Origin of the sequence: Phocaeicola sp. ICN-14070, assembly GCF_037892625.1 — a bacterium.
Taxonomy (GTDB): domain Bacteria; phylum Bacteroidota; class Bacteroidia; order Bacteroidales; family Bacteroidaceae; genus Phocaeicola; species Phocaeicola plebeius.
In genome coordinates this window covers 26,208-41,109 of sequence record NZ_JBBKBF010000019.1, presented here as the reverse complement: position 1 = coordinate 41,109, position 14,902 = coordinate 26,208, and the positions used below count along the sequence as shown (strand labels likewise).

The window sequence follows — 14,902 nt, the reverse complement described above, 5'->3', positions numbered from 1 at the left end:
ATTTCTCAGGTATCGCCCTGTCTGTTTTTCGCTTTACCATGACAATGTAGTCACATATTGCGGAACAACCTGCACTGAGTCGACCCGAGCTACTGAACCTTTGGAAAAATCAGGAACAGCTTCTCCCGGCAAATCAGACAGGAAAGGTGCATTTTTCCACAACGGACGAATGTAAAAACTCAGTTCCTCATCAGTCAGTTCCTGCTGGAAACGTTTCAGACTAATCTTCCAGGGAGCTCCATAATAAAAGTGATCCAGCACCAGCTCACCCTTCAAGAAAGCCATGGCCACGTCGCCTGTATAATCCAGCTGCAAGAAGTAATCATTTACCTGAGGATATTCCTTTCCGGAAAAACGAACTGCCAGCCGACGGCTTCCAACCTTACGGAAGGTATATTCGGGCTGTACGGAAGGAACTTCTTTCATCTGTTCCTTAAAGCCTTTTGCCGAAGGATATTCTACATAACGGAACACCGGGTCTCCCATATTCAGCAACCGTACTCTTCCTGCTTCCGGCAACACCATGGAAGAAGTAATCAGCAACTTACCGTCGACCTTACAAGCATTCAAAGCCTGTTCGCGAGTCAGTGTGGTTACTTTAAACCGTTTTCCACCAGATGTCTTCACCATAAACGTACTTTTTAAGCCTGCTTCCGGAGTATAACAATGTTTTCCGGCTACCGTAGTCTTGTCAAACACAAATTTCGGACGAATACCTCCCGGCACAAAGAAAAAGTAATGGTCCATCCCCTTGTCATCCAGTTTCAGCAATAACTGGGCGGTGGCATACTTCAACAAGGCATCCTCCATCTGAAAATTAAACGGCAGAATCAGGCTCTCATCTTTCGGCAGAGTAAACGTACCTTGCGAAGGAATACGAAGTGTCTCATCCGCAAACTTCAACCGTAAGCACAAATCTTTCTGGTCTACCCGAGCAGTATCGTGGTCTTGAAAGTTCACCATAAACACGAAACCCGATTTTCCTTTTACCCGCGCTGCATATCGCAACGTTTCCCGGTTATCCGGAGTCATTTGTTCATATCCCTTCGGAAGCACCGTTTCCATCGGTGCCAGCTGACTGGAGAAATCGTTCAGGAACAGATGCAACAGGCGCAACGCACGATAAGAACCATGCTCCAAACCAAATTCTCCCAAGGGAGCCTGAAAATCATACGATATCTTGGGCATTCCCATCGGTTCATCGCTGAAAAAGGCCGTAGGTCCCATTTTCGGAGTAGAACCTCCATGATACATATAATACCCGATGCCCCCAGCGTACGCACCATCAACGCCTCTGCGGCCTTAGCCGTGACAATAGGGCGGCGGGTATAAATCATCTGAATGCCGACTCCCATTTCTGCACAGAAGGAAGGGTACTTCTCGGTGTCATAACGCACCGGTGCATAATCGGGATTCTTCTGAATATCCTTGAACATGCAAAAAGGAGACATACCCGGTTTGGCCCAGAAAGGATACGTATAGGCAGCCGTCACAGGAATGGCTTCCTCTCCGATTACAGCCGCATTGCCCCATCCGGTAGCCGTGTACAAAGGTGTCTGGATTCCGGCTTCTTCGGCCATCTTTTTCAGTGTTTTCATGTGCAGGTCACCCAAATCGGCCGTCGTGATTTTCTTATCCTGTACACTCACTCCTATCATCGTAATATTGGCATCATAAGTGGCCGACGTCATGTCCTTCGGTTCGCCCGGATACGTAATTCCCCAAGGAGCCGCCGAATGCTGGTGTTCATTTTCTATCTGCGTGCCGATAATCGTTCCACCGTCTTTATAATACAATCCTTCCAACTGTCGGCCAATCTCTTCATAAAGGCGTTTCACATACTTCAGGTAGTTCGCATCGTTCGAACGTATTTCCAAGGGCTTGGCAAACAACCAGTCGGGAAGTCCTCCGTTTCGTATTTCCCCATGACAGAAAGGGCCTATTCGTACCACCGTCCACATATTATGTTTCTGACACAATGATAAAAACTTACGAAGATTCCGGTTCCCTTCCCAATTAAATACGCCTTCCTTTTCTTCGTGGATACTCCAGAATACATACGTAGGAATCACCGTTACTCCTCCTGCCTTCATTTTCAGGATTTCTTCTTCCCACTGGCATTCCGGATAACGGCTATAATGAAACTCTCCCATTACTGGAATAACCGGCTTTCCCCCAACCGACATATAATAGCTGTTTACCTCAATACGCTCACCGGAAGGATTACTTCCTCCCAGCTTCAGGTGCCCACTATAAATTGTCTTTTCCTTGACAGGCATATCCAGTTCATACACCTGCTGTGCCATAGCCAGCACTCCAGCCATCATACATATGATTGTTCCCGCAAATCGATTCATTGTTTTTCCTAGTTAAAGTAAAAAATGAGATACAACATCTCCAATTCAAAAGTACTGCCTCAAAATACACAAAAAAATGGAATCTTTTACGGAATACATGTAATTTTTTGCGACCTTACTATCCCGTTTCAACAAGATACACGAAAAGTTTTTATATCCTTCCCCAAACGCAAGTACATTTCAAACGGAACGTAAGTACATTTTACCTGAAACACAAGTACGTTTAAGTACAAACGTAAAGGCGTTTACCTCCAAACGTACTTGCGTTTTCCGGCTACGCCCAAACAGATTATATAAACTTAATAATCAGGATATTACAGACCAGTTCACATTCTTCTTACGAAGTTCTTTCAACTGTTGCCAGATAATTTGATTTTCCGGTTTCATGCCTTCGGGATCGTCATCCAGCAGGCGTTCAGCCATTTCACGGACATACTGTAACAACTGGCCGTCTTTGGTAATGTCGGCAATTTTCAAATCGAAGGCTACCCCGCTCTGCTGGGTACCTTCCAAATCGCCGGGACCACGTAGTTTCAGGTCGGCTTCGGCAATTTCAAAACCGTCATTGGTCTGCACCATGATTTCAATGCGCTTGCGGGTTTCTTCCGTCAACTTGTATCCGGTCACTAAAATACAATAGGACTGATCGGCACCACGACCTACTCGCCCACGTAACTGATGGAGCTGGGAAAGTCCGAAACGTTCGGCATTCTCAATAGCCATCACCGAGGCATTGGGCACATTCACGCCGACTTCTATCACGGTAGTAGCCACCATAATCTGGGTTTCGTTAGCCAAGAAACGCTGCATTTCTTCCTCTTTCTCGGCCGGTTTCATCTTACCGTGCACCTTGCTGACCTTGTATTCTGGGAACTCCTCACAGATGTGCATGTAACCCTCTTCCAGGTTCTTGATGTCCATCTTTTCGCTCTCCTGTATCAACGGATACACGATGTATACCTGACGTCCTTCCTGAATCTGTTTCCGCATGAATTCGTACATGCTTTTCCGACGGTTGTCAAATTGATGAATGGTCTGAATAGGCTTTCTGCCGGGAGGCAACTCATCAATGACTGATACATCCAGGTCGCCATACAAAGTCATGGCCAGTGTACGGGGAATCGGAGTGGCCGTCATAACCAATACATGAGGAGGACGGGTGTTCTTAGCCCACAACTTGGCTCGCTGGGCCACTCCAAAACGGTGTTGTTCGTCAATCACCACCAGCCCCAAAGAAGAGAAGTTGACGGTGTCTTCAATCACGGCATGCGTACCAATCAGGATATGCACATCCCCTGTTAATAAGTCGCGGAGAATCGTTTCACGGCGTTTGCCTTTCACGTTGCCGGTCAACAGCTCCACCCGCACGGGCATCCCATTCAGAAAGCGACGGATGGTTTCATAATGCTGTGTGGCAAGAATTTCTGTCGGAGCCATCATACAGGCCTGGAATCCGTTATCCAAGGCTATCAGCATGGTCATCAGGGCTACTAATGTTTTTCCACTCCCCACATCGCCCTGCAACAGGCGGTTCATCTGTCGTCCGCTTCCCATATCACGACGCATTTCCTTGATTACACGTTTCTGTGCCCCCGTCAACTGGAAAGGCAGGTGATGTGCATAAAAGGTATTGAAAATTTCACCCACCCGTTCAAATACCAATCCACGGAATTTGTTACGACGCTCTTTGGTATAACGGAGAATATTGAGCTGTACGTAAAACAGTTCCTCAAATTTCAAGCGATACTGTGCCTTGCGGAGAAGTTCCGGATTCTGCGGGAAATGAATATTATACAACGCATCGGTCAGGGGCATCAACTGATGTGCCGCGATTAAAGAAGGACTTAGCGTTTCCTCAAAACTCTCCTTCTGCAAAGCCTGAAAAAGATTCTTCATCAGCTTTTCCAGTGCATGAGAATTCAGGCTGGTACGCTTCATCTTTTCCGTAGTGTTGTAATAAGGTTGAAGCCCCATGGTAGAAAGGGTCAGTTCCTGTGCCGGGTCAATATCGGGATGCGCCACGTTGATACGCCCGTTGAAAACCGTGGGCTTACCGAACACGATGTATTCTTCGTTGGCTTTGTACTTTCCGGTGATATACTTCAATCCTTGAAACCACACTAAGTCCACCACTCCCGTACCATCGGAGAAATGTCCCACCAATCGGCGCTGACGACCTTCTCCGAACATTTCAAAGCTCAGAATCCGTCCGCGCAACTGAATGTAAGGCATGTTACCGTCTATCTCATGGATGTAATACAGACGACTGCGGTCCACATACTTGTATGGGAAATAATACAACAGGTCGCGTAAGGAATAGATGTTCAATTCCTTATTCAGTATGGCCGCCCGCTGCGGCCCTACCCCTGGCAAATATTTCACATCGCGTGTGGATAAGTCAAACATTAGTCGTCAATAAGAGATTCTGCTACTTTCAAGTCAAAAGGTGTGGTGAGTTTGATATTCTCCCGGTTGCCGGATACCAGATGTACCGGCTGTCCCAATGCCTCCACCACCGAAGCATCGTCAGTAAAGAAGGGCTTGTAATCCTGCGCATAGGCCCGTTTCAACAACTCCAAGGTGAAGACTTGAGGAGTCTGCACCAGCTTGTAATCATTGCGTGATACAGTCTCACTTCCTCCTTCAGGCAACAAATGACGGACTGTTTCCACTACATCTGTTACCGGAACCACAGCCTGCAAAGTGGCTGCCTGCGCATAACAATTCGTAATGACTTCGGCAGAAACGAAAGGACGTACCCCGTCGTGCACACCGACCACACCGTCTTCTGCCACCAGTGCCAGTCCGTTCTTTACGGAATGGAAACGGGTTTCTCCACCTGCCGCAATACGGTGAGGCAACGTAAAGCCATATTCAGCACAAAGGTGCTCCCAGTAGGAACACTGTTCCACCGGAAGCACCACAATCAGTTCAATGTTCGGGTCACAGGCATGAAAAGTTTCCAGCGTACGCATCAATACCGGCTTTCCTTTTACCGGAATGAATTGTTTGGGAATCTCTCCCCCCATACGCAGGCCTTTTCCTCCCGCTACCACTATCACATATTTCTTCATTAAGCCAGCAACATTCCTTTTTTCACTTCGAGTGCTTTTTCTGCTCCTGCAAATTTCTCCAGGATAGTAAAGCCAAAGGCAGGTGCGGCACCCGGACCTTTACCCAAAATGAAGTTGTCGACTACTTCTACCATATTTCCTGTATATTCTGCTCCTTCCAGGAATTTGTCGAAACCCGGATAGCAGGTAGCTTTCTTGCCTTTCAGCAAACCGCGCTTACCATATACCATCGGAGCAGCACAAATGGCAGCCAACGGTTTTCCGGCAGCCGCAAAGCTCATAATCAGTTTGTCCAGTCCGGCATGTGCATCCAGGTTAGTAGCACCCGGCAGTCCACCAGGAAGAACAATCATTTCTACATCTTCCTCCTTCAGCTCTTCGAACAACAAATCAGCCACAATGGGTACCTGATGAGAACTGATGACCGTCTTGTTTCCAGTGACAGACACCGTTTTTACGTTCAATCCGCCTCTGCGCATAATATCCAACGGAAACATGGCTTCCATTTCCTCGAAACCTTCAGCCAAAAAGATACAAACTGCTTTCATAAATCTATTATTTAGAATTAAAAGTTTTATTTCAACTTAAAATTATACGTAATGGTACCGAACTGATCATCCACTCCATCTACCGCATTAAAGCGTGCTTTTCGAGCTGCCTCTTCTGCCGCTCTTCGCAATGCCGGATCCGATGTATTCGACCTCTTTTTATTAAAGCTGATACCAACAACCTCTCCATCCGGATTCACCCGAATAGTAATAACCACACGCCCTTCTTCTCGACCATTGTAGATCGGCTTCGGAAGTTGTCCACCTCTCACTGTTCGTCCGTTCAGGTCGAATTCATCCCGAGCACCTACACCACTCGTCTTTCCCGTAGAAGAGTTGCCCGTAGGACTACCCTGCAGTCCGGCTCCGGCGGCATTTCCTTTGCTCCCCATCTGAGAACCTTTTCCAAATGCCCCGGCAATGGTATTAGCTGCCGCCTGAGCAGCTGCTTTTTCTGCTTCCGCCCGTTTTTCAGCCTCTGTTTTCTCCTTCGGCTTATTCACTTTCTGCGTTTCAGTTTTTACCGGTGTCTTTTTAGGTTGTTCCTTCTTCGTTTCTGTTTTAGGTTTTTCTTTCTTCACCTGCAAAGAAGGTTCATCCTGCTGCGTAATCATAGGCTGTTCCACCTCTGGCTCCACTGCTGCTTCCGGTGCAGAAGAAGGAGCTTCCGACGGCATGACATCCACCTCGGTCATCGTATAAGGGTCGGCATCACCTGCGGCCAGTTCCGTATTGCCTAACATGACGGGCACACCGCCTTCCTCCTGTTCTGCCGGAACGGTCAGCTTCAGAAGAAACAGCAACAGCAGCACCAGCACATGCAAAGCCACCGTACATACAATTCCGATTACCTTATTTTTTTTCAACGTTACTCTGTTTTAGTTTTTATCCGGACGGCGAGTCGCCAGGACCATCTTAAAATGATTCTCGTTCGCAATATTCAGCACCCGCACGATTTCCCGATAAGGAATCGATTCATCGGCATACAATGCCACATACATTTCCGGTTCTTTCCGAGCACATTCCTGAAGAAATGCAGCCACCTCATCAATAGCCAGCGGCATTTCATCTTCATTGCCAAAAGCTCCGTAATAATTTAAATCCTTGTCTATAATCACCCGTGCCATGGGTTTGGCCGAAGTCTGCTCCGAACCTTGCGGCAGAAGCACCTTGATGGCATTCGGCGATACCATGGTGGAAGTAATCATAAAAAATATCAGCAGCAGGAAAATCAAGTCGGTCATAGACGACATGCTGAAGCTGGGTGATATTTTCTGTCTTCTCTTTAAAGCCATACGCGATTATTTTTCAGTCGGTTCATTCAGCAAGTCCATGAAAGCCAGCGTACGTGCTTCCATCTGACTTACTACCTTATCTACACGATACACCAGATGATTATAAGCAAACATCGTAGCAATACCCACTACCAGTCCGCCCACTGTAGTAATCATGGCCTCATAAATACCACTTGACAAAAGAGTAATATCAATATTATTTCCGGCATTAGCCATATTCCAAAAGGCACGTACCATACCGGTTACCGTACCCAAGAATCCCAACATCGGTGCCCCACTTGAAATGGTAGCCATAATAGACAAACCATTTTCCAGCTTGGCCACTTCAATGTTTCCAGTATTTTCAATGGCAGCCTGCACATCGGCAACCGGACGTCCCATACGAGTAATACCTTTCTCAATCATACGTGCAGAAGGAGTGTTCGTAATGCGGCAATAGTTGATAGCCGATTTGATTTCTCCCGATTTGATATAATCACGGATACGGTCCATAAACAAAGGATCATCCTTTCCAGCCTTGCGGATAGCCACCGCACGTTCAAAGAAAATATAGAAAGCAATTACCGACATCAAAGCCAGTACAATCATAATCCAGCCTCCTTTGCAGGCCATGTCCCAAAGATTCATCTGCGGTTCACCCGAAGCAACCGGAGTCAACACCGGATTTGCTCCGGCCATTGTATCGGCTACAGCTTGTGCGGCAGCCAGTAAAGTTAATGTCATCATAATTTAACGAAGGCAATTTTTATATTCTTCAATGGTTTTCTTTAATCCTAAATAAAGTGCGTCACAAATCAGTGCGTGACCAATAGAAACTTCATCCAGCCAAGGGATATTATCATGGAAATACTTCAAGTTCACCAGACTCAAATCGTGTCCGGCATTCAACCCCATTCCCAGTTTATGTACTCTCTCAGCCGCTTCTATAAAAGGAGCCACGGCTGCTTCCGGATTCTTGGGATAGAGTGAGGCATAAGGTTCCGTGTACAATTCCACACGGTCGGCTCCTGTCTTGGCCGCATACTCAATCAGTTCCAGATCGGTACCTACAAAAATAGAGGTACGTATGCCTGCTTCACCGAACGTATCCATCAATTCTGTCAGGAAAGCCTGATGCGTTTTGGTGTCCCATCCACAATTCGAAGTAATCTGGTCAGGAGCATCCGGAACCAAAGTCACTTGCGTAGGTTTTACTCTCAGCACCAAGTCAATAAACTCTTTTGAAGGATATCCTTCAATATTGAATTCAGTTTTCAACACCGGGCGTAAGGCATATACATCCGCATACCGGATATGACGTTCATCCGGACGCGGATGAACCGTGATACCTTCCGCCCCGAACTGCTCGCAGTCCAGTGCTACTTTCTCTACATCAGGGTTATTCCCACCTCGTGCATTACGAAGCGTAGCCACCTTATTTATATTCACACTTAATTTAGTCATATTTCATGAATTTCGTTATCTTTGCATCAACAACGTGCAAAGTTAGCAGGTTTTACGAGAAACTTGACATGTTTATTCTTAAAAAGATTGATAAAAAAGACACATTCTATGCAGCGGAAGATGAAATTTGCCCTCTTTGGAAATACGTATCAGGAGCATAAATCGGCCCATGTAACTCATCTGCTGGAAATCCTCCGGCGCAAGGAGGCACACATCTGTATCCACCGTGAGTTTTATGAGTTCCTTCGCCTGCACACAAACGCAGATTTAACCAATTTAGAGATTTTCAACGGACATGACTTTACCGCCGACATGGCACTCAGTGTGGGAGGGGACGGTACATTTCTGAAAACAGCCAGCTTAGTTGGTAACAAAGAAATTCCCATACTAGGTATCAATACCGGACGTTTGGGATTCCTGGCCGATATTTCACCCGACCAGATGGAAGAAACCTTCGATGAGATTTATCAGGGAATGTACCTGGCAGAACCACGAAGGGTACTGAAACTTACCTGCAACGGTCAGGTGCTGAAAGGCTATCCTTACGGGCTGAATGAAATCGCCATTCTGAAACGCGACAGTTCTTCCATGATTACCATCCGTGCCTATATCAACGGTGAACTGTTGAATGTGTATCAGGCAGACGGGCTAATTGTGGCTACCCCTACCGGCTCTACAGGCTACTCCCTCAGTGTAGGCGGTCCGATTTTAGTACCTCAGAGCGGTACCATCAGCCTGACTCCTGTAGCTCCACACAGCTTAAACGTACGCCCCATTGTCATTCGCGATGAGTGGGAAGTCACATTGGAAGTAGAAAGCCGCAGTCATAATTTTCTGATTGCCATTGACGGACGGAGTGAAACGTTCCGTGAAGGTACTCGACTTACTATCCGAAGAGGAGAATACTTCATCCGTATTGTCAAGCGCTGCCACCACTCCTTCTTCAACACCTTACGTGAGAAAATGATGTGGGGAGCCGATTCACGTAACTAACTATCCATCACACAGATACACAAAAAGCCGGAGTTTCAGTCTGAATACTCCGGCTTTTTTATCTATTATCAAAAAGGTATTTAATGATTGTCCTTCTGACGAATTTCTACACGGCGGATTTTTCCACTGATGGTTTTCGGCAGTTCATCCACAAACTCAATGACACGCGGATACTTGTAAGGAGCTGTCACCCGTTTCACATGGTCCTGCAATTCCTTGATCAGTTCCGGTCCGGCCTTCTGCTTGTAGTCCTTTGCCAATACGATAGTGGCTTTTACCACCTGACCGCGGATTTCATCGGGCACACCGGTAATGGCACATTCCACTACTGCCGGATGCGTCATCAAGGCACTTTCCACTTCGAACGGGCCGATACGGTAACCTGAGCTCTTGATGACATCGTCGGCACGTCCTACGAACCAGTAATAACCGTCTTCGTCACGCCAAGCCACATCGCCCGTGTAATAGATACCATCGTGCCAAGCCTCACGGGTAAGTTCAGCATCACGATAATATTCCTTGAACAAGCCAAGCGGTTTACCTTTATCCGTACGTACCACAATCTGTCCCTGTTCTCCATCTTCTGCCGAACGGCCGTCAGGTTTCAGCAAGTCAATGTCATACTGCGGATTAGGCACGCCCATACTTCCCGGTTTCGGTTCCATCCAGGGGAAAGTAGCCAGAGTCAATGCTGTTTCTGTCTGTCCAAATCCTTCCATCAGACGAATACCCGTAATGCGTTTGAAAGTCTCATATACAGAATAATTCAACGCCTCACCCGCCGTCGTGCAATATTCCAATGAAGACAAATCATATTTCGACAAGTCTTCCCGAATCAGGAAACGATAAATCGTAGGAGGTGCACACAACGAAGTGATGTGATAATCATGAATCTTTTGCAGAATATCTGCCGGAGTAAACTTCTCATGGTCGTATACAAAGATATTGGCACCGGCAATCATCTGTCCGTACAGTTTTCCCCATACAGCCTTTCCCCATCCGGTATCCGCAATGGTCAGGTGCAGACTGTTTTCATGCAGATTATGCCAGAAGCATCCGGTAGCAATATGTCCGAGCGGATAAGTAAAGTCGTGTGCCACCATCTTCGGTTCCCCGGTAGTTCCCGAAGTAAAGTACATCAGTGAAATATCCTCGTTGGTATTCACATGTTCCGGACGTACAAAAGGAACGGCAGCTTCCATACCCTTATGGAAATCTTCAAAACCTTCCGGATATTCCGGACCAACACTCACCAGACGTTCTACCGTAGGAGAATCAGGCATGGCCGCCAAAATATGTTCTGTGATGACCGGTTCACCGGCAGCCACAATCATCTTGATACCGGCAGCCTGACAACGATACACAATATCTTTCTTTGTCAGCAAGTGTGTAGCCGGGATGACCACTGCTCCCAACTTGTGCAGAGCAATGATAGAGAACCAGAATTCATACCGGCGTTTCAAAATCAGCATGACCTTATCTCCATGACCGATTCCCAGGCTCTGGAAATAAGAGGCGGTCATATCGGTATATTTCTTCAAGTCCGCATACGTAAACTGTATATGTGCTCCTTTATCGTTTGTCCACAGCAACGCATTTTTATCGGGCTGTTCAGCCGCCCAGGCATCTACCACATCATAACCGAAATTAAAATTTTCCGGCACCTTCACTTTAAAATTCGCAATGAAATCCTCTTGTGAGGTAAAGTGAGTTTGTTCAACAAATCTTTCTAGCATATTTCTTTTCAAAATTAATTACTACATAACGATGGCGAGGAACTTCACCGCTTTTTCGTCGAGCGCCTTCATTCCGTGAGGTAGTGAAGAATCGAAATACAAACTGTCTCCCTGCTCCAGAATCAGATCTTTTCCGTTTATGCTCAACAGCATCCGGCCCTCAATCACCAGATTGAATTCCTGTCCGTAGTGCGTATTGTAATAAATAGGTGTATCCTCCGGCTTGGGCTCTACCGTTACCAGGAAAGGATCGGCCTTGCGGTTGCGGAACCCCGAAGCCAGCGACTGGTATTTATATGCCTTCGTACGCTCCACCGAAATACCGGTTCCCCAGCGCGTCAGGAAATAAGCATTCATTTTAGGCTCTTCACCAAACATCAATACATCAAGTGGCACATTGCACTTCCGTCCTATCTGCTGTAGCGTACTGACCGCAATGTCACACTCGCCCGACTCAATCTGCTGGTACCTATCCACCGGTAAACCACATTGTCCGGCCATGTCCTCCACACTTAAATCCAGCGCATCGCGCAATCCGCGGATACGTTCTCCTATTTGTCTTATTTGTTCGTCCATAGTGCAATTTTTTAGTTATTCGCTCAAAATTACGAAAGATTATGAAAAACCAAGAAAAATATTTCGAACTTTGTAACCGAAAAATTAAAAACCATGATCAGACAGGATTACATCATACGCATGATTCAGGAAATATTTGCCGCAATAGCTAACCTGATTCTCCGCCGGAAGCATATCAGCAAGTCGGACTGGGAGGAATATGAAAGTACGGCACGGCAAGTGCTGGAGGTCACTCCCCAACAGCTGGAAGAAATGGACGGCCAAACCATACTGGAAAAATACAGTCAGGAAAAAGATGGGATGGAGAAGACCGAATTAGCCGCCATGATGCTGCTAAAAATGGCGGAAGACACCGAAAACCTCGTGCCTAAAGCCCGACTTCGCCAGGAAGGGCTCTACCTGCTGAAATACGTGCAGGAACATGGAAATACCTATTCCCTACCCCGCAACCTGCTGATTCAGTTTTTGGAATCAAGGAACTGATGTTCATCGACGGAATAAAACGAACCTGCTAACCATGAATACACTGAAAATAGCCTATATCGGTATGGGATACCGGGGAAAGCAACTGCTTGCCCTGACCCGACACATTCCTTACTTCCAGGTGACTGCCATTGCCGACCCGGAAGCCCGGGAAGCCGACTACGACGTGCCTTGCTACAACCAGGGAGGAGATGATTATCAAAGAATGATTGCCCTTCATGCCCCGCAACTGGTTTTCATTGCTTCTCCATGGCAGTTGCACGTAACCCATGCCCTGTACTGTATACAACAGGGCTGCCATGTGGCACTGGAAATCAAAGGAGGACTTTACCTGCATGAGTACCAGCCGCTGATTGAAGCGGCAGAAGCCGGAAAGAAAAAAATCTTTCCGCTGGAGAACACGCTTTTCCGGCAGGAAATTCTGGCCATGCACAACCTGGTCAGTGCCGGTGAATTAGGTGAAGTGGTATACATGCGAGGAGGTTACCGTCACGACTTGCGCAATCTTCTATTGGACGACCAGGGTAATCTGGGCAACCGGAAAAAGACGGAAAGCATCTGGCGAAGCAAATTCTACCAGCAGGAAAATGGCGACCTTTATCCTACTCACGGACTGGCTCCTCTCTGCCTCATCGCTGGCATTCCCCGCAAAGACCGTTTTGTACGCCTGACCACCTTTTCTTCCAAACCTGCAGGCCTATACCAGCGTATCCGTGAATTAGGAGGAAATCCTCACGTGCCTGTCACGCAGGGAGATGTAACCGTCACCCAGCTGGAGACGGCTTCCGGAACCTTGGTTTCTTTGACTCACGACACCACTCTTCCCCGCCCCAGAAGCCTGGACTTCGAAATACAAGGCACCAAAGGAATCTGGCAGGGAGAACAGCGACGCATTTACCTGGAAGGAAAAAGTCCGCACGAAACATGGGAGACAGATACCGCTTACCTGCAAAAATACGAACACCTTTATTGGCAACAATGGGGAGAAGAAGCACTGCGCATCGACACGCACCATGAGGGAATGGACTACATCATGCTCAAAGCATTAGAAGCCGAAATGAAACAGGAGATACCTTACCCGGCCGATATACACGACCTGGCTCTTTGGACTTCGGTTACCCCTCTGTCCATACAATCCGTGGCAGAACAACGCACCGTACCGATGGAGTAAACCATTCCGGTTTATTCCAAATACAGATAATCGTAATGTACCAGCGGTTTCTGCCCGTGCTGTCCCACCATGGAAAGTGCTTCTGCCGAGTCGGCTGATACACGGCCCACTCCAATCTGCCGTCCCTGCTCGTCCATCACGCGCACGAGGTCATCTTTCTCAAAATCCCCTACAACTCGCGTCACTCCCACCGGAAGAATGCTGGTAGCCTTCACTCCTCTGACGGCCTCTACTGCCTGACGGTTCAGATGAAGTTCCCCTTTGGCAAAGCCTTCACTGTGCGCAATCCACTTCTTCATACTCGACACTCCCTCCATAGCTGGAAGGAAACGGGTACAGACTGTCGTATCCGGATGACACAACAAATCCGACAGGATGTTCTCTTTCTTGCCATTGGCGATAATCACGGCAATACCTTCATCGGCCACCTTACGGGCAATGGTGCTTTTGGTAAGCATCCCTCCCCGTCCGAATCCGGACTTTTCCGTCTGAATGTAATCCGACAAATCCTTTCCACGCTCCACCGTACGTATCACAGAAGTACCCGGCTGCGAAGGTGAACCGTTGTAAATGCCGTCAATGTTACTAAGGATAATCAATGCCTGCATGTCCATCATCGAAGCAATCATACCCGATAGTTCATCGTTGTCGGTAAACATCAGCTCGGTCACCGAAATCGTATCATTTTCATTCACGATAGGAATCACCCCGTTCTCCAACATCACCTTCATGCAATTACGTTGGTTCAGGTAATGCCGACGGGTAGAAAAACTCTCCTTAGTCGTGAGTACCTGACCTACGGTAATGCCGTGCTCACGAAACAGTTCATAATAACGGTTTATCAACTTAGCCTGTCCCACTGCCGAAAAAAGTTGCCGCTGGTCCACACTGTCCAGTTTCCGCAAGGGTTTCAACTCGCTTCTTCCTGAAGCTACCGCTCCGGAAGATACCAGTACGATTTCCACTCCTGCTTTATGCAACTCGGCCACCTGGTCCACCAATGCTGACATGCGGGTTATATCCAGTGTGCCGTCACGGCGAGTCAGCACGTTACTACCTATCTTTACCGTGATTCTTTTATACTGATACGTTTTGTTTTCCATGATTCACTCTCACTTTTGCACAGGGAACACCTGAAAAATCTTTCAAATACACATTATTTAATCATATTCAGTGGCAAATGTAATAAATACCGCACAGAAACAAAACAATTTATCACAATTATA

At 47.2% G+C, this 14,902-nt stretch carries 13 protein-coding genes and 1 pseudogene; 3 read left to right on the top strand and 11 right to left on the bottom strand.

The annotated features are described in order from the left end of the window. Positions 1 to 33 precede the first annotated feature (33 nt). The 8 genes and pseudogenes from WKT20_RS07435 to WKT20_RS07400 form a co-directional block, all read right to left on the bottom strand. Positions 34 to 2,327, bottom strand: a pseudogene (locus WKT20_RS07435) (beta-galactosidase). 336 nt (positions 2,328 to 2,663) lie between these two features. After that, complete coding sequence (gene recG / locus WKT20_RS07430) at positions 2,664 to 4,763, bottom strand: ATP-dependent DNA helicase RecG (RefSeq protein WP_340417119.1); 2,100 nt, start codon at positions 4,761 to 4,763, stop codon at positions 2,664 to 2,666. Next, complete coding sequence (locus tag WKT20_RS07425) at positions 4,763 to 5,431, bottom strand: 2-C-methyl-D-erythritol 4-phosphate cytidylyltransferase (RefSeq protein ID WP_340417118.1); 669 nt, start codon at positions 5,429 to 5,431, stop codon at positions 4,763 to 4,765. The genes recG and WKT20_RS07425 overlap by 1 nt, the downstream gene beginning before the upstream one ends. Beyond that, entirely contained in the window at positions 5,431 to 5,979 is a 549-nt protein-coding gene (locus WKT20_RS07420; RefSeq protein ID WP_022054611.1) for a DJ-1 family glyoxalase III, read from the bottom strand. Before WKT20_RS07420 ends, WKT20_RS07425 begins: the two co-directional genes overlap by 1 nt. 26 nt (positions 5,980 to 6,005) lie before the next feature. Further along, positions 6,006 to 6,845 (bottom strand): TonB family protein, encoded by an 840-nt coding sequence (locus WKT20_RS07415; protein ID WP_340417117.1) that lies wholly within the window; start codon positions 6,843 to 6,845, stop codon positions 6,006 to 6,008. Positions 6,846 to 6,857: 12 nt separating this feature from the next. Then, positions 6,858 to 7,274 (bottom strand): ExbD/TolR family protein, encoded by a 417-nt coding sequence (locus WKT20_RS07410; RefSeq protein ID WP_072541576.1) that lies wholly within the window; start codon positions 7,272 to 7,274, stop codon positions 6,858 to 6,860. A gap of 6 nt (positions 7,275 to 7,280) precedes the next feature. After that, positions 7,281 to 8,000 carry a MotA/TolQ/ExbB proton channel family protein gene (locus tag WKT20_RS07405; protein WP_007564418.1) on the bottom strand — a complete coding sequence of 240 codons (720 nt, stop codon included), beginning with the start codon at positions 7,998 to 8,000 and terminating at the stop codon, positions 7,281 to 7,283. A gap of 3 nt (positions 8,001 to 8,003) precedes the next feature. Continuing rightward, entirely contained in the window at positions 8,004 to 8,717 is a 714-nt protein-coding gene (locus tag WKT20_RS07400; protein WP_007564416.1) for a pyridoxine 5'-phosphate synthase, read from the bottom strand. Positions 8,718 to 8,825: 108 nt separating this feature from the next. Between WKT20_RS07400 and WKT20_RS07395 the strand changes: the two genes are divergently transcribed. Then, positions 8,826 to 9,710: an NAD kinase gene (locus WKT20_RS07395; protein WP_022054607.1), complete on the top strand. Its 885-nt coding sequence runs from the start codon at positions 8,826 to 8,828 to the stop codon at positions 9,708 to 9,710. An 80-nt stretch (positions 9,711 to 9,790) separates the two neighbouring features. Here the strand turns inward: WKT20_RS07395 and WKT20_RS07390 are convergent, their stop codons facing one another. After that, positions 9,791 to 11,446, bottom strand: a complete 1,656-nt coding sequence (locus tag WKT20_RS07390) for an AMP-binding protein (protein WP_117702630.1) — start codon at positions 11,444 to 11,446, stop codon at positions 9,791 to 9,793. A gap of 21 nt (positions 11,447 to 11,467) precedes the next feature. Next, on the bottom strand, positions 11,468 to 12,022 hold the full coding sequence (locus tag WKT20_RS07385; protein ID WP_118243722.1) for a helix-turn-helix domain-containing protein: 555 nt from the start codon (positions 12,020 to 12,022) through the stop codon (positions 11,468 to 11,470). A 93-nt stretch (positions 12,023 to 12,115) separates the two neighbouring features. Here WKT20_RS07385 and WKT20_RS07380 point away from each other — a divergent pair, with 93 nt between their 5' ends. Then, a complete protein-coding gene (locus tag WKT20_RS07380) occupies positions 12,116 to 12,505 on the top strand; it encodes a hypothetical protein (RefSeq protein WP_118243723.1) in 390 nt (129 codons plus the stop codon). Between the two features lie 34 nt (positions 12,506 to 12,539). Next, the gene (locus WKT20_RS07375; protein ID WP_278454618.1) at positions 12,540 to 13,676 is read left to right on the top strand and encodes a Gfo/Idh/MocA family protein; all 1,137 of its coding nucleotides are present in this window, start codon (positions 12,540 to 12,542) and stop codon (positions 13,674 to 13,676) included. 11 nt (positions 13,677 to 13,687) lie between these two features. On the opposite strand, the gene proB is transcribed toward WKT20_RS07375, so the two are convergent. Continuing rightward, positions 13,688 to 14,779 carry a glutamate 5-kinase gene (gene proB / locus WKT20_RS07370; protein ID WP_007564403.1) on the bottom strand — a complete coding sequence of 364 codons (1,092 nt, stop codon included), beginning with the start codon at positions 14,777 to 14,779 and terminating at the stop codon, positions 13,688 to 13,690. Positions 14,780 to 14,902 lie beyond the last annotated feature (123 nt).